Here is a 15,071-nt window from a genome sequence, read left to right on the forward strand (position 1 = left end):
CACGCGGCCGGGTGGCCGCCGGTTCGGCGGGAGGCCGTGCGCTGCCGGCGCTCAGCGGTGCACGGCCCTCCGCGGTACCGGCGGTCCACGCCGGAGCGCCGCCTTCAGGGGCTCCTGCGGCGACGGTGGTGGCGGGCGACCTCGGTGGCGGTGACACGCACGAGGCGCTCCGCCTCGCGTTCTCGCGCCGAGGTGGTGCGGCCCCGCTCCAGCACCAGCGCGACGGCCGACACCACCTGCCCGGCGCGGTCCCGCACACCGGCCGCCACCGACGTGCGGTCGGCGATGAGCTCCCCGTGCTCGACCGCCACCCCCGAAGCCGCCACCGAGGCGAGCTCGCGCTGCAGCGGTCCGCGCGCGCACCGCGTCGCCGCCGTCCACGGAGCGGTCCCGTGCCGCTGCAGGAACCCCTCCGCCTCGTGCGGGCCCATCGCGGCAAGCAGCACCCGGCCGAACGCGGTGGCGTGCGCGGCCTCGTGGAAGCCGAAACGCAGCGGCGGTGGGCAGGGGTGCGCGGTGCAGTCCTCGACGTGCGCGACCACCACGTCGTCGCCGCGCCGCACCGCCAGCAGCGCCGGCGCCGCGGCCCGCTCGTGCAGCTCGCCGAGCAGGCCGCGGACCGCGGCGGGGACGCCGACCTGCCGGTGCAGGCAGGTGCCGAGCCGGTCCAGCTCGTCGCCGAGCTCGAAGCGGCGTTCCCGCCGCAGGTGCACCAGGTAGCGCCCACGGGTCAGCACCCGCAGCAACCGGTACGTCGTGGGCAGCGGGTACCCGAGGACGTCGGAGACCTCCCTGGCGCTGGCGCCGCCGCGCTCGGCGACGACGTCCAGGATGGCGAGGGTGCGCTCCACGGCCTGCACGGTCGGTGCGCCACCCGCCGCGCTCACGGCAGCAGGATCGCCCGGGTCCCCGGCAGGCGTCCGCCGTCGAGGTCACCGAGCGCCTCCAGCGCCGAGGTCAGCGGGTACTCCTTCGTGGACAGGGTCACCAGGCCGCGGGCAGCCAGCGCCATCAGCTCGCGCAGGTCGCTGTAGGAGCCCACGAGGTTGCCGACGACACGGATCTCCCTGCTGATGAGGTCGATGGTGGGCACCTGGACCGTGCCGCCGTAGCCGATGACGTAGTAGCTGCCGGCGTCGCGGGTCATCGCCACGCCCTGCGCCTCGGTCCCGTGCTCACCGACGAAGTCGAACACGACCTCGGCGCCCACCCCCTCGGTGAGGTCGATGACCTGCTCGACGACGTCGTCGCCGGCCAGGACGGTGCGGTGCGCACCGAGCGCCTGCGCCTTGGCGAGCACGTCGGCGGAACGGTCGACGACGACCACCTCCGCGGGCGTCATCGCCAGCAGGCACTGCAGGCCGATGTGCCCCAGTCCCCCAGCGCCGACGACGACGGCGCGGGCGGTGGCGGGCAGCTCCGGCACCGCCTTGCGCACCGCGTGGTGGGCGGTCAGGCCCGCGTCGGCCAGGGCCGCCACCGCCTTCGGTTCCAGCCCGCCGGTGAGCCTGACGACCGAGCGCGCGTTCGTGCGCAGGAACTCGGCCATGCCGCCGTCGCGGTCGATGCCGGGGAACTCGCTGTGGGCGCAGTGCACGTCGTCGCCGCGCCGGCACGCCGGGCACAGCCCGCACGTGACCAGGGGGTGCAGGATCACCTCGTCGCCGACGGCGACGTTCGAGACGGCGGAGCCCACCTCCACGACGGTCCCGGCGTTCTCGTGACCGATGACGTACGGCAGGCCGACACCGCTCTTGGTGGCCCACTGGCCCTCGAGGATGTGCAGGTCGGTTCGGCACACCCCGGCCGCGTCGACGTGCACGAGCACGTCCAGCGGACCCTCGATCCGGGGTTCGGGGACTTCGTCGATCGACGCGGGCTTGCCGTAGTCGTGGACCCGTACCGCCTTCATGCCGTCGTCTCCTGGTTCTCGTCGGGTCGCCTGGTGAGCAGCTGGACCGGCACCGGACCGGTGCCTCCAGGGCGCGGGGACTGGTCCGCGCCGGATCCGGGGTACCGGGTGCGCAGCAGGCCGCGGCAGAAGTGCGCGTTGCCGTCCACGGAGATGCGCACCGACCGGGCGCGGCGCAGACGCAGCGGCACGTGCACGCGCGGGACGGGCCGGAACCCCTCGTCGAGCAGGACGGGCGCCTCGACGGGCACGCCGAGGTCGGCGCGGCGGCGGCGCAGCGCGCGGGTCGCGTCGTCGTCGGGCAGGTCGTCGAGCACGACCGCGCCCAGGTCCTCCTCGACCATCCCGGGACGGGACCGCAGCAGCGCGGTCAGGCAGCGCTCGGCCGCCGCGGTGTGCGCCTTGCGCCGGAAGGTGGCGCGCAGTTCGTCGAGGCTGTCGAGCGCCTCGTGCCGGAACGTCCCGCGGTAGCCGGCGCCGGACGCCAGGCCCGCGTTGATGAGTTCCGAGTCGTGGTGGTCGTCCAGCTCGACCACGACCCGCCCCACCCCCGGCAGTGCGGCGAGGACGTCCTTGGCGTCGGACGCCATGAGGTAGGCGAAGTTCGGCGAGCAGAACGACGTGGGCAGACGGAGGTGCACGACGACGTCGCCGTCGGCGCCGACCTCCACCGAACGCACGAACCCCAGGTCGGTGATGGGCTCGTCGAGCTCCGGGTCCACCACGGCGCCCAGCGCGGTGGTGACGTCCGCACGCGTCACGACCACGGGCCGCTCGCTCGTCGCCGTCATCACGCGACCGCCACGGCCTGAGGAACCGCCAGTGCGGGAGGGTTCGCCACCTGCAGGTCCTCGGGCACCGGGATGTCGTACATGGCGGCGGCGTTCAGGCCGAGGATCTTCTTCTTCTGGTCGACGGTGAGCGGAGCGTACTCGCTCATGTCCTCGGGGATCTGGAAGTCCACGAACGCCTCGATGAGCCAGCGCGGCGTCCACAGGGCGTAGTCGCTGGAGAACTGGATGCGGTTCTCGTCGAGCCAGTACAGCAGTTCGCCGATGATCTGCGCGAAGTAGCGCGGGCGGGTGTGGATGAACGGGATCGCCACGGCCAGGCCGGCGTGGACGTTCGGCTCCTGGGTGGCGATCCAGCAGAAGTCCTCCAGGCGCGGCAGGCCGCAGTGCTCGACCACGAAGTTCAGGTCGGTGAAGTCGGTGGCCACGTGGTCGACGTCGGCGACATCGAAGGCGTCGCGGTCCAGCGGACGGATCGTCGGGCCCTTGTGGACGTGGATGTTCCTGATGCCCAGCTCACGGGCGAGCTCGAGGTACCGGTAGGTCCACGGGTCGTCGAGCTTGTAGCCGCGGGAGTCCCCGTGCCAGTCGGCGGTGTAGAGCTTGACGCCCTTGAGGTTCATCCGCTCGGCGTCGGCTCGCAACCGGTCCAGACCCCGCTCACCGTCGCGCGGGTCGAAGTAGTGGTTGTAGGTGAGCTTCCCCGGGTTGGCCCGCACCAGGGCGAGCGCCTCCTCGGTCTGCCCGAACCCGCGGTGGTAGAACTCCCCCAGCCGTGCGGGCTGGAAGACGGCGTGGTCGACGTACCCGTCCGTGAAGAGGTCCTTCAGCAGTCGCTCGCCGCCCTGGTACAGGTACTCCTCGTAGGACCACAGCTCCGAGGCGGGGCTGAGGTTCCGGTGGTAGTCGTAGAAGCAGTCGATGAACTGCTTGCCGTGCACGTTGCGCTGGTTCTCGGATCGTGCGTCCCACAGCGCGACGTGCGCGTCGACGATGAAGTAGTCCACCCCGTCCTTGCTGTACATGCGGCCTCCTCGCGCGCACCGGGGAGCCTCGTCGCTCCGTGCGGAGACGGTAGGCAGCGCCGCGCCGGGGGTGGAAGGGCCCGGGTGTCTCACTTTGAGACGCGCGAGGCTCCCGCGCCAGGCACCGGAGACCTACCCTGGGGGCACGCGACGGGGCGGAGCGCAGGAGGTCGGGCGTGGTCGGAGGAGAACCCGCGGTCGCCGGGGCGGTGCAGGCCTCCTGGCGGCGCAGCGAGCGGTACGGCGTCCCGGTCGAGGGCGTCGAGGCGGTGTTCACCGGCGCCCTGGACACCGGTTCGCTGTTCTACGCGTGCGGGCAGCAGGTGCTGCGCTCCCTGCAGCAGACCTTGTCCGGCGAGCCCGTCAGCTCGATGATCACCGACAGCGAGGGGCTGGTGCTGCTGCGGGTGCACCCGGACGACACGATGCGCCGGTCCCTGGACGAGGTGCACCTGGCCCCGGGGTTCTCCTACGCCGAGCGCCACGCCGGCACGAACGGCCTGGGCCTCGCGCTGGCGGACCGGCGCCCGGCCCTCGTGCGGGGTGCGGAGCACTGGTGCGACTCGCTGAAGCAGTACACGTGTGCGGCGGCACCGGTGCTGGACCCCGTCAGCGGGAGGCTCGTCGGCAGCATCAACCTGACGACGTGGTCGCAGGGCTCGCCCGGGTTGCTGCTGGCGCTGGCCCAGTCCTCGGCGGACGGCACCAGCGCTCTCATGCTGGCCCGCTCGGTGGGCCGACGGGTGCGTGAGGCGCCGCGCGGGCACGTCTTCCACGTCCAGGTGGACACCGGCGGCGCTCCGGACGCGCAGGTGTGCGGCTCGGCGGGGTGGACGCGCGCGGTGGCCGCGGCGGGAGCGGAAGTGGACGGCGGGCGCGCGCTCGCCGTCGTGGGTGAGCCGGGGTCCGGCCGGGCCACGCTGCTAACCCTCGCGCACCGGCGCCGCGGACGCCGGCACCGGGTCCTGCGAGCGCGGGTGCCGGGCGCCGCGGACGTCCCGGGCTGGCTGGGGCTGTGGGCGCCGCAGCTGGGCTCCCGCAGCACCACGGTGCTCGTCTCGGGAGCGGAGTCGCTGCCGGCGCGGGCGGTCGACGAGGTCGCCGCCGTGCTGGGTGCGGCGCGGCGCGAGGCGGCTGCGGCCGGCCGGCCGCAACCGTTCGCGCTGGTGGCCGACGACCTGGACCGCCTGCCCGGCGCCCTCACCGACCTGGTCGACGCGGTGGTGGAGACCCCGTCGCTGCGGTCCCGCCCGCAGGACGTGGTGCCGCTGGCGGAGGCGTTCGCCCGCCGCGGCGGGAACCGGCGGGTGCGGTTCACCCCGGCGGCGGTGCGGGCGCTGGAGGCGTACTCCTGGCCCGGCAACGTGGCCCAGCTGAAGGACGTGGTGGGGGCGGCGGCGGCCCGCACGGACGTGGTGGACGCGCAGCACCTGCCGGCGGAGGTCTTCAGCCGCGGCACGCGCGTGCTGAGCCGGCTGGAGGTGCTCGAGCGCGACGAGATCGTGCGTGCGCTCGCCGAACCGGGCGCGAGCGTGACCCGGGCCGCCGGGCGGCTGGGGGTCTCCCGCGCCACGGTCTACCGCAAGATCGCCCACTACGGCATCGCCCTGCCGCGTTGAGCGTCCCGGCTCGGGCCGGAACGGGTTCACGGGCCCTCGGACCGTCGAGCAGCGACGCGGGGGCGCGGGGACGCGGAAGGCGCGTCACCAGCGGTCGATCGAGCACGCCTGGTGGTCAGGGGTCGACCACGCGGGCCGTGGTGGCTCCGGGCGGCAGCAGAGGGACGTGCGTGAGAACCGGCGGGGCGGCGAGCCCCTCGGGGCGGACGGGGAGCGATCTCGCTCGTCGCGGCAGTGCGGCGACGCATCCGGACACCCGGGGCCGGGTGCCGGTCGGGGGTTCCCGCACGCGAACGAGAGGCCCGGGCGTCTGCCGTTGCGCGCCGCCTGGCGCTGCAGGTCGGTGCCTGCTGGAGTGCTTCGCTGCACCTCGGGCCGCACGTGGTCGGCGCGGAAACACACGTGCACCACAGGTGGCTGCACTGACAGCATCGCGCGGGTGCTTCCCCTCCACGAGATCGACCGCCTCGCCGTCACCGTCGACGAGGAGTGGCGGTCCCCTGCCGCGGATGCTGTTGCCGCCGCGTGGGGTGGCGAGCCAGGAGCCGCGCGGTGGTGGCGTTCGAGCGCCAGCCACGTCTTCGTCCTGCCGGACCCGGGCGGCAGTGGGCGCTCCTACCTGCGCTTCACCCCGGTGGCACACGCCTCGCGGCAGCGGGTCGGTGCCGTCGCCGATCTGGTGGGACGACTGCACCGGGACGGCGTACGGGTCGCGGCGCCCGTGCCCTCCACGACGGGAACACTGGTGGAGACCGTCCCGACACCGCTCGGGCGCATGCACGCGACCTGCGTGCGAGCCGCTCCCGGCGAGCAGCTCGACGTCGGCGAGCTGACGCCGGCGCAGGCGCGGGCGTGGGGTGCGTCGCTCGCGAGCCTGCACGCGGCGGCGGCCGAGCTCGACAGCACGCTCGCGGCGCGGCTGCCCACGGCCGGCAGCGTGCTCGAGGAGGCGCGGGCCGCGCTCGCCGACGACGCGCCGGCCGCAGGGGCGGTACGCCTGGTGCAGGAGGCTCTCGAGCGCCTACCCGCAGGGCCGGCCGCGGTGGGGATCGTGCACGGCGACTACGAGCTGGACAACCTGTGCTGGGAGGGCGGCGCCGCCACGTCGTACGACTTCGACGAGGCCCGCGTCTCCTGGTACGCCGCGGACCTCGCCCACGCTGCCCGTGACCTGACCAGCCGTGGCGCACCGCTGCCGGAGCACCGCGAGCGCTACGACGCGCTGCTGACGGGTTACCTGGACGTGCGTCCCTACGCCGTCGAGCACCTCGCGCACCTCCCGCTGCACTCGCGCGCGTCGGCCGCGGTGAGCCTGGCCCGACTGCGCGGCGTGCTCGCCGACGACGTGCCGCTGCAGCACGAGCCCCTGGTGCGGCTGCGGCCGGAGCTCCAGCGCCTGGCCGACGAGCACCGCGCCCACCTGCTCGACGCACCGGCAGCCGTCTGAGCCCGCACGGGTCGAGCCGCGCCCTGCCCCGTGGCGGGCGTGAACCCGGTGCTGGAGCGCGGTGACCTTCGCACGTCGTGCTCAACCGCAGTCGGCTCGCGCGGTTCTCGCGGCCCCCACGGCCGGGCCCCGGGTACGGGCGAACGACCCCGCCGTCCTGGGTGCGGCAACGCGCCCGGGCACCCGGTCGTCGGGGTGACCGAGCATCCGCTGCCCACGGCTGGCGGTCCTGCAGGCGTCGCGCTCAGCGGGCTCGATCAGTGCAGCCGCGGGCTGGTGGGGCCGGCGAGGCTGGCGTGGATCGCCGGGGCGAGGTGGTGGATCACCTGCTCCCGCGAAGCACCGGCCAGAGGCTGCAGTCGCAGCACGTAGCGAGTGAAGACCACGCCCGCCAGGGTGCTGACCGCGGCGCCGGCGCAGGCGGTGGCCCGTCGCCCTCCGACCTGCTCGGCCAGGCGGGCGATCACCTCCTGCTCGAAGAATTCAACGACAGCGCGCAACACCGCGGGTTCCTCCAGTGCCATGACGACCAGGGCGCGCAGCGCAGGACCGCTGTCGGGGTCCTCCCACGCGGCGGTCAACGCGGCCAGCAACCGCTCCGGCAGGTGCGCTGGGTCTCCCTCCAAGGCGCTGGTCAGCACCTGCGGCGGGCTGAGGGTCAAGCTCATCACCGCGCTGAACAGGCCCTGTTTGGAGCCGAAGTAGTAGCTGATCAGCGCGACATCCACCTCGGCGTCGGCGGCCACCGCACGCAAGGTCGTCCCGGTGTAGCCGCGGGTCAGCAGACGTGTGCGGGCGGCCAGCAGGATCCGCTCCCGGGTGCCCGGACCGCCTGGGCTGCTCGGGTCGCGAGGTGGTCGTCCGCGCTTCTTGTTCATCAGCGTTGAAGGTAGCGGGCACGGTGGCGGATCGTCCCCTCGTGCCCACCTCCCCACGAGCCGGTGACTCCCCGGCGCTTCACCGCCGCCCTCGACAGCGACGCGTAGCGGGCGAGGGGAGGCAGCGATCGCAGCGCTGGACCCGCGTACGGCTGAGCGAGCCCTCCAGCGCCGGCTACCTCTTCATCGGTGCCAGCTCCGGCTCGTGGTCCGTACCCGTGGCCCTGCCCCGTGCTCGCCGCCGCACCCTGCTCAGCCTGCTGCACGCCACCGCTGAGGAGCTGCGCACCGAGGCGGGCAGCCGGACCGGTGTCGAGCGCGCCGATGTCTTCCGCGCCGTGCTGCGCCCACCGGGCAGGGGCCGGCCGCCCGCTCAGCGGACCACTGGCCCCGTCCGCAACGCTGCGGGCGGTGATGTCCTCGACACCGTCCTGCTGGTGCGGACCCGTGATCCCGCTGTCGCCGCCGCCCAGCTGCGCAGCAGCAGGATCAACGCCCTGCAGACCCGCCTCGAAGGCACCGGCGCCTCCACGCTGGTCTTCGCTGGCACCAACGTCCGCCGCATCGGTGACGTCGGGCACGACCGCCAGGGGATCTTCCTGTTCAACTACTTCAGCGCCGAGGACACCGAGGAGAACCTGCACGCCTGGCAGTACACCGCGGGCTGGTTCCAGCAGCAGACCGGCCTGGACAACTCCACCGTCCTGCACCCGATGGGGCCCGCGGGTGGCTACAGCCTCATCAACCACTGCCGCTGGGACCACCTGCACGACGTCCTGCCCGCTCTGATCCTCAGGCCCAGCTTCCGCCGCTTCGTGCTGCGCACCTTCACCGAACACCGAACCGCTGCACACCCGGTCTTGTACCGCCTGGACGGGTGAACGTCCTGCTGCGGTGCTGGCGAAGCGGTCGCGGACACCCTGGTCACGTCGTGAGCGCGCCCGGTGCCCGGTTCAGTCCAGTGCTCCCGCGAGTCGTCGGGCGGCAGATTCGTCCGCGGGGAGGTGCAGGCCGGGGTCACCCTCGAGGTCGGAGGTCGAGCCGAGCAGGGTGTGGCGCAATCGCAGGTCGTCGTACCGGTGTGCAGCGGTCAGCAGGGTGTGTTGACGTTCCAGGGCGGGGACGGCGCGCTCCTCGACGGGAGCGGGAGGAACGGGCGCCACCACCCGTTCCCGATCGCGCCCGGAAGCCGTCACGAGCGGACGCTCGATGGTGAGGGGTGGATGCATGAGCAGCCCGCGCAGGTGCCCTCCGCACGCGACCCGCGCCGGCCCCCCGGAGCCTCCGTGGAAGTCGAGTCGTGAAGCTCCGTGAGAGCCGACGGCGACCCGGCCGGGTTCGCGGGCGGAGTCATCGCCATTGCTGTGCGGCTGGCGGCCGTCGATCCGCGCACCGCGGCCGCCCTCCTGCTCGCCGGGAGCTTCGTGCCCCGCAGCACGCTCAGCGGGGCCCGTCAGGTCACGGTCCCGGTGCAGGTCCTGCTGCAGCGGGACGACGAGCGGAACGACCGGCAGGTGGCTCTGGACCTGTTCGACGCCTTCGACTCCCGGGAGAAGACCCCGCACGCCCACACGGGAGGGCACACCGGCGTCCCCGGTTTCGAGGGGGACGACGCGAACCGCTTCTTCGATCGCCACCTGGAGCAGGACCGTCCGTCAGCGGCGGTGCAGGGAAGACGGTGAGGGGTCACACGGTGAACGTGGACACGAGGCGGTTGAGGTCGGCGGCCACGTGGGAGACCTCGCCGGCGGTGGTCGCGGTGTGGCCGGCGCCGGCCGTCGTCTGCTCGGCCGCAGCGGCGATCCCGCTGACGTTGGCGGCGATCTGCCGGCTCCCCGAGGAGACCTCGGTGACGTTGCGCACCATCTCTGCCGTGGTGGCCGACTGCTGTTCGACGGCGGCGGCGACGGTGGCCTGCAGACCGTCGATGCGGGCGATGACGTCGGTGATGTCGGCGATGGCTGCAGCGGCGGCGTGCGCGTCCGACTGGGTCGCAGCCACCCGCGTGGTGATGTCCTCGGTGGCGCGGGCGGTCTGCTGGGCCAGTTCCTTGACCTCCCCGGCGACGACGGCGAAACCCTTGCCCATCTCCCCGGCGCGGGCGGCCTCGATGGTGGCGTTCAGCGCCAGCAGGTTGGTCTGTCCGGCGATGGTGGTGATGAGGTCGACGACCTGGCCGATCTCCCGGCTGGAGGCGGAGAGCCGCTCCAGCGTGCTCCGGGCCGTCTCGGCGCTCGCGACGGCCGCGGCGGCCACGGCGGAGGCGTCGGCGGTGGAGGCGGAGATCTCCCGGATCGCGGCGGTCATCTGCTCACCGGCGGCGGCGACGGTGCTGATGCTGGTCGAGATCTCCTCCGCGGCGTCCGCCACCTGCTGCGACTGCCCGGCGGACTGCTGGGCGCCGGAGGAGAGCTGGGTGGCGACGGTGGTCAGCTCCTCCGAGGAGGAGGAGAGCGTGGCGGCGTTGTCGCTGACGTCGCGCATGAGGTGGGCCAGGCGCTCGATCGAGGTGTTGGTGGCGTCGGCCATCTGCCCCAGCTCGCACGTGGAGAGCACCCGGGCACGCTGGTCCAGGCGGCCCTCGGCCAGGCCCTTGATCACCGGGACGACGAGGGACAGGGGCAGGGAGATGCTCTTGCCCAGGACCACGCCGATGGCCGCGGCGAGGAGGAGAGCCAGTCCGGTGATGCCGATGATCAACGCCAGCGAACGGCGGTAGGTGGCCTCGCCGGCCGCGGCGCTGGCGGCGGCGGCGGCGTGCTCGCTGTCGACGAGGGTGGCGAGGTCGGCGGAGACCTGGTCGCCGAGGGGGGAGGTCGTGGTGGAGCGGGCGGCGACGAAGCCCGCGGCGTCTCCGGCCAGGGCCAGTCCGGTCAGGGCCTCCCGGGCCGTGCGCCAGGCGGCGAGATCGGTCTCGAACGCAGCCCGCTCCGCGGTGGTGGCGGACGGGGAGGTGGCCAGGTAGGCCTCCCAGGCGCCGTCGACGGCAGCGTCGTCGACGGCGGTCCGGGCCTGCACGTCGGCCCGGGCGTCGGCGTCGGGGACCAGGACGAGGTCGGGCAAGTCCTTGTCGGACCGCTCGAAGGCGGTACCGACCTCGCCGAGAGCGCTGGCCGAGGCCACCGTGGAGCTGTACATGTCGTGCAGGCGCGACTGGGCGATGCGGAGTTCGACGGCACCGATGGCGCCGAGGCCGACCAGCAGCACGCACACGACGGCGAAGCCGCTGAGGATGCGGGGGACGACGCGCATGTCGCAGAAGAACTTCACCAGGGCCATGTCCTGGACATCGGCAGCTGCGGCTCGAACCTTTGCCCGGGGCAGCTGCGTCGCGCTCCTCCCTCGACGCGCGAGGGAGCGGATCGGCTCGCTCGTGGACGCGAGCGCGACAGCGCGGCCACCGGCAGCACGCGCGTGCCCCTCGTGCTCGGCGATCGCTCGCTCATCGACGGTGTGCGGGTGGTCCTCGTGCTCGGCGTGCCCCGGGAGGTCGGTGCGGGCTCAGGACACGTCGTCCAGGAGTTCGCCTGCTGCGGCGAGGACCGCCTGCAGGGACTGCATGGAGGCGCCGACGTCCCCGGGGACCTCCATCGAGTGGTCGGCGCCGGCCACTTCGAGGACCCGCTGCCCCGACTGCCGGGCAGCGGCTGCGTCCCAGTACGGGTCGGCCGAGCCGCCGACGAGCAGGGTCGGCGCCGTGGCCCGCCCGGCGGCGCGGCACAGGTCGGGCTCGCGCAGCAACGGGGTCAGCCAGATGCCCGGCAGGCCCCGCTGGACGGCCAGGGGCAGGATCCGGGTGCTCAGCGACTTGGCCACCACCAGGTGCTGCCGAGCCTGGACGGCGTCGAGCAGTTCGGGGGCGAGGTGGAGCAGCTGCTCGGGCGCGGGTGGGGTGCGCCAGCGCACGGTGCGCACGCTCCAGCCGCGGGTGCGCAGCAGCAGGCGCACGTGGTGCAGCAGCGGGGCGTCGCAGGTGTAGCCGCGTCCGGGCAGGACGGTGGCCGCGCGCTCGCCGTCGCCGTCGTGGGTGGAGACGTCGAGCAGTGCCCGCTGCGGTGCCACCGTGTGGGCTCCTTCCCTGGCCGGTGCCGGGCACCCTACGAGGTCGGCCCCGCTCGCTCGCCGGCGCGACCGCGAAGCCGGGGGCGAGCCGCCGGCGGTCGGGCGTGCCTGCGCACGCGCGGGTCCCGAGAGCCGGTTTCCGGCGGGTGAACTTCCGGAGGACGCTCGCCGACGGGGTTCCCCGGCGAGCGGCGGCGACGCACCCTGGGGGGAGCTGTCCAGCGGGGCGCAGCCGCCGGGCGCGTCCCCGCGCCCGGGTGGGGTTCCTGTCGTCGAGGGAGGCCGGCGTGATCGAACCGCGCATCGTGCAGCGCCTGCGGGACGCTGCGGAGGATCACCGCGTGCACCCCGAGGAACCGGTGCACCTGACGGTGCGGCTCGCCGACGGCCGCAGCGTCACCGGCGCGCCGCTGGCCGTGGAGGACGGCGCCGTGTGGCTGCAGACGGAGCAGGAGGAGGACGCCGCGCCCGTGCAGCTGGACTCGGTGCAGGAGCTGCGGGTCGAGGGGGCGGGCGCAGCCGGGGCGCAGCGCTGAAGGGGGCCGGACGGGGCCGCAGCGCCACCTCACGCCCGTCGCCGCAGTTCCCGGGCGCGTCGAGCCAGGTCGGCCGTGAGGTGGGTGGTGGGCAGGCCCGGGCGTGCGCCCCTGGCGCGGCGCATCGAGCGCGGCAGGGGCGTGCCGGGCCGTGACGGTCAGGTGCCGATGCCGGAGAAGGTCGGCTCGGCCTGCTCGCCGTCCCACTCCACGCGGAAGGTGAAGGCCTCCTCCAGCGCCTGCCGGTACTGCTCGGCCTCCTCCTCGGTGATCTCCCCGGCGGCGAGGAGGTCGTCGATCGCGGGGCTCCAGGACTCCACCAGGGCGTCGACGAGGGTCTGCGGGTCGATGCCGAGGTCGGTGGCCACGGCCGCCAGGTTCTGCCCGGCGTCCATGCGCACGTGGAGCTCGTCGTGGCTGATCGCCAGGACCTCGTCGAGCACGTCCTGCACGGGCTGGTGGCCCCGGTGCAGGTCGAGGGTGCCGTCGCCGTAGGCCTCCTGGACCAGGGCGATCAGCTCGTCCTCCGTGGTCACCGAGCTGACGTCGACCCCACCCCCGGGGCCACGGCCGCGCGAGGCGGCGAAGGCGGTGCCGCTCGCGGCCTCGGCCGCGGAGGAGCCGGTCGTGCTGGAACCGCTCGTGGTGGACGTGGTGGACGTCGTCTGCGCGGCCTCGGTGGCGTCGGCGCTGCACGCGGCCACCGAGAGGGTGCCCAGGAGCACCAGTCCGGCGACGGTCTTGCGGAGCTTCATCAGGAGGTCCCCCGGGCGTTCGGTCGGTCGGTCGCCACGGTGGAGGGCGCTCCTGCGCCGCGCCGGTGGGGTTCCCGGCACTCCGCTGTGACATTCGTGTGCTTGAGGCAACTTCCCGGCTCACCCGGCCGGGCCAGGCACCGCTGGGCCGACCCACAGGACCGCCGCCCACCCTCGGGGCCATGACCGCACCGCACCGTCGCCGGCTCGCCGCCGCCGGGTCCCTCGCGGCCGGCGCGGTGCTCCTCTCCCCCGCGTCGGCCAGCGCGCACAGCCTCGACAGCAGCACCGTCGCCGTGCGGGTGGGCGAGGAGTCCGCCGGCGCCACCGTCAGCGTCGCGCTGGAAACCCTCGACGAGGCCCTGGGCACCGACAGCGCCACCGCCGACGCCGACGAGCACGCCGACGAGGTCATCGCCTACCTCGAGGAGCACCTCAGCGTCACGGGCGCCGACGGCACGACGTGGGCGGAGGCGTGGTCGGACCCGGTGCGCGAAACCGTCGAGGGCATCGACTCCCTCAGCGTGGACGTCGCCCTGGACACCGCGGGCGCCGACCCGTCGAGCTTCACGATCGCCTACGACGCGATCATCGAGGCCGACGCCGGGCACGAGGCGGTGGTCGTCCTGACCGACGCGGCGGGCGCGATCTCCACGGCCGGCGTGCTGACCGCCTCCGACACCACCCTGCGGATCGGCACCGCCACGGACACCGCGACCGGGGTCGGCACCGGCACCGCGCTGACGGACATGGTCGGCTACGGCTACCAGCACGTGCTGGAGGGCGCCGACCACCTGCTGTTCGTGCTCACGCTGCTGCTGGTGGCGCCCCTCGTCGCGGTGGGGGGTCGCTGGCGGCGCCGCGACGGCGCCGCTTCCACGGCCCGGCAGGTCCTCGCCGTCGTCACCTCGTTCACCGCCGGGCACTCCCTGACGCTCATCGCCTCGGCGCTGGGGTGGGTGTCCCTGCCCAGCACGCCGGTGGAGGTGCTCGTGGCCGCGTCGGTGGGGGTGGCGGCGGTCCACGCGATCCGCCCGGTGGCCCCCCGCGGGGAGGTGCTCATCGCCGGCGCCTTCGGCCTGGTGCACGGACTGGCCTTCGCCGGCATCCTCACCGACCTCGGCCTGCAGGGGGTGACCTCGGTACCGGCGCTGCTGGCCTTCAACGTGGGTGTCGAACTGGCGCAGCTGGCGACCGTCGCCCTGCTCCTCCCCTGCCTGCACCTGGCCTCCCGCACCCGCGCCTACCCCGTGCTGCGCCTGGCCTGCGCGCTCGTGGCGCTGGCGGCCGCCGCCGGGTGGGTGCTCGAGCGCCTCGGCGTCGTCCCCAGCCCCCTGGCGGGCGTCGAGGAGGTGCTCATCGCCCAGCCGTGGTGGGTGGTCGCCGGGCTGGCCGCGGTGGCCGTCGGCTGCCGACTGCTCGATCGCCGCTCCCCCGGTACGCCCCGGACGGCCGCGACCTGAACCGTCCGCCGGGCCGAGCACCTCCTCATCGGGCAACCTCCCCGGGGAGCGCGAGGGCGATCGCCTACGAGATCCTCACCCCGGCTGCGCGCATCCTCTTCTTCGCCCGCTGCACGGCCTCCTTGAACGCCCGCTGGACCTTCACGCCGCGGCGCCGGAAACCCAGCAGGTCCATGGCGGCCTCGAGCACCTCGGGGTCCTGCGCCTTCACGCCGAGGCGCCCGTAGGCGAGGGCGACGGCGGCGTCGACCGCCGCGACCGGCGTCTGGTCGACGTTGGGGTGCGTCCCGCCCAGACCGGCGACGAAGTCGTTCACGGCGCCCTCGGCGTCGGCCGCCGAACCGAGTCCCGCCGGCAGTTCCAGCGCAGCGGGTTCTCCGGTCGCTTCCTCGACGGCCCGGGGTTCCGGAGTTCCCTGTTCCGCGGGTTGCGCACCGGAAGTAGCCTGCGCCGCAGCGGCCTCTTCTCGAGCGGCGCGCTCGGCCTCTTCTCGAGCGGCGCGCTCGGCCTCTTCTCGAGCGGCGCGCTCGGCCTCTTCTCGAGCGGCGCGCTCGGCCTCTTCTCGAGCGGCGCGCTCGGCCTC

The 15,071-nt window shown here is 74.3% G+C and carries 14 protein-coding genes and 2 pseudogenes; 6 read left to right on the forward strand and 10 right to left on the reverse strand.

Annotated elements, in window-relative coordinates:
* Positions 1–104: 104 nt before the first annotated feature.
* The 4 genes from ACRYR8_RS16065 to ACRYR8_RS16080 are packed head-to-tail and all read right to left on the reverse strand — an operon-like array spanning position 105 to position 3,728.
* Entirely contained in the window at positions 105–887 is a 783-nt protein-coding gene (locus ACRYR8_RS16065; RefSeq protein WP_432485400.1) for an IclR family transcriptional regulator, read from the reverse strand.
* Entirely contained in the window at positions 884–1,912 is a 1,029-nt protein-coding gene (locus ACRYR8_RS16070) for an NAD(P)-dependent alcohol dehydrogenase (protein WP_432485402.1), read from the reverse strand. The genes ACRYR8_RS16065 and ACRYR8_RS16070 overlap by 4 nt, the downstream gene beginning before the upstream one ends.
* The gene (locus ACRYR8_RS16075; protein ID WP_432485404.1) at positions 1,909–2,703 is read right to left on the reverse strand and encodes a metal-sulfur cluster assembly factor; all 795 of its coding nucleotides are present in this window, start codon (positions 2,701–2,703) and stop codon (positions 1,909–1,911) included. The genes ACRYR8_RS16070 and ACRYR8_RS16075 overlap by 4 nt, the downstream gene beginning before the upstream one ends.
* Positions 2,703–3,728, reverse strand: a complete 1,026-nt coding sequence (locus tag ACRYR8_RS16080) for an amidohydrolase family protein (RefSeq protein ID WP_432485406.1) — start codon at positions 3,726–3,728, stop codon at positions 2,703–2,705. Before ACRYR8_RS16080 ends, ACRYR8_RS16075 begins: the two co-directional genes overlap by 1 nt.
* Before the next feature lie 176 nt (positions 3,729–3,904).
* Here ACRYR8_RS16080 and ACRYR8_RS16085 point away from each other — a divergent pair, with 176 nt between their 5' ends.
* Both ACRYR8_RS16085 and ACRYR8_RS16090 read left to right on the forward strand, forming a co-directional pair.
* Positions 3,905–5,347: an AAA-type ATPase lid domain-containing protein gene (locus ACRYR8_RS16085; RefSeq protein ID WP_432485408.1), complete on the forward strand. Its 1,443-nt coding sequence runs from the start codon at positions 3,905–3,907 to the stop codon at positions 5,345–5,347.
* A gap of 439 nt (positions 5,348–5,786) precedes the next feature.
* Positions 5,787–6,794 carry a phosphotransferase enzyme family protein gene (locus ACRYR8_RS16090; RefSeq protein ID WP_432485410.1) on the forward strand — a complete coding sequence of 336 codons (1,008 nt, stop codon included), beginning with the start codon at positions 5,787–5,789 and terminating at the stop codon, positions 6,792–6,794.
* Between the two features lie 257 nt (positions 6,795–7,051).
* Here ACRYR8_RS16090 and ACRYR8_RS16095 read toward each other — a convergent pair whose 3' ends face one another.
* Positions 7,052–7,672 carry a TetR/AcrR family transcriptional regulator gene (locus ACRYR8_RS16095; protein WP_432485412.1) on the reverse strand — a complete coding sequence of 207 codons (621 nt, stop codon included), beginning with the start codon at positions 7,670–7,672 and terminating at the stop codon, positions 7,052–7,054.
* 218 nt (positions 7,673–7,890) lie between these two features.
* Here ACRYR8_RS16095 and ACRYR8_RS16100 point away from each other — a divergent pair, with 218 nt between their 5' ends.
* Entirely contained in the window at positions 7,891–8,553 is a 663-nt protein-coding gene (locus ACRYR8_RS16100) for a hypothetical protein (protein ID WP_432485414.1), read from the forward strand.
* A 72-nt stretch (positions 8,554–8,625) separates the two neighbouring features.
* Here the strand turns inward: ACRYR8_RS16100 and ACRYR8_RS16105 are convergent, their stop codons facing one another.
* Entirely contained in the window at positions 8,626–8,868 is a 243-nt protein-coding gene (locus tag ACRYR8_RS16105; RefSeq protein ID WP_432485416.1) for a hypothetical protein, read from the reverse strand.
* Positions 8,869–8,994: 126 nt separating this feature from the next.
* Here ACRYR8_RS16105 and ACRYR8_RS16110 point away from each other — a divergent pair.
* Positions 8,995–9,354, forward strand: a pseudogene (locus ACRYR8_RS16110) (hypothetical protein); the annotation flags it as partial.
* 4 nt (positions 9,355–9,358) lie between these two features.
* Here ACRYR8_RS16110 and ACRYR8_RS16115 read toward each other — a convergent pair.
* Complete coding sequence (locus tag ACRYR8_RS16115; RefSeq protein WP_432485418.1) at positions 9,359–10,951, reverse strand: methyl-accepting chemotaxis protein; 1,593 nt, start codon at positions 10,949–10,951, stop codon at positions 9,359–9,361.
* Positions 10,952–11,173: 222 nt separating this feature from the next.
* The gene (locus ACRYR8_RS16120; protein WP_432485420.1) at positions 11,174–11,734 is read right to left on the reverse strand and encodes an alpha/beta hydrolase; all 561 of its coding nucleotides are present in this window, start codon (positions 11,732–11,734) and stop codon (positions 11,174–11,176) included.
* A 287-nt stretch (positions 11,735–12,021) separates the two neighbouring features.
* Here ACRYR8_RS16120 and ACRYR8_RS16125 point away from each other — a divergent pair, with 287 nt between their 5' ends.
* Positions 12,022–12,270, forward strand: coding sequence for a hypothetical protein (locus ACRYR8_RS16125; protein WP_432485422.1), 249 nt, complete (start codon positions 12,022–12,024; stop codon positions 12,268–12,270).
* A gap of 158 nt (positions 12,271–12,428) precedes the next feature.
* Here the strand turns inward: ACRYR8_RS16125 and ACRYR8_RS16130 are convergent, their stop codons facing one another.
* A complete protein-coding gene (locus ACRYR8_RS16130; RefSeq protein ID WP_432485424.1) occupies positions 12,429–13,025 on the reverse strand; it encodes a hypothetical protein in 597 nt (198 codons plus the stop codon).
* 182 nt (positions 13,026–13,207) lie between these two features.
* Here ACRYR8_RS16130 and ACRYR8_RS16135 point away from each other — a divergent pair, with 182 nt between their 5' ends.
* Positions 13,208–14,488 (forward strand): HupE/UreJ family protein, encoded by a 1,281-nt coding sequence (locus ACRYR8_RS16135; RefSeq protein WP_432485426.1) that lies wholly within the window; start codon positions 13,208–13,210, stop codon positions 14,486–14,488.
* Positions 14,489–14,552: 64 nt separating this feature from the next.
* Here the strand turns inward: ACRYR8_RS16135 and ACRYR8_RS16140 are convergent.
* Positions 14,553–15,071 (reverse strand): annotated as a pseudogene (locus ACRYR8_RS16140) (hypothetical protein); the annotation flags it as partial.

Source organism: Kineococcus esterisolvens (assembly GCF_050871405.1).
GTDB lineage: Bacteria > Actinomycetota > Actinomycetes > Actinomycetales > Kineococcaceae > Kineococcus.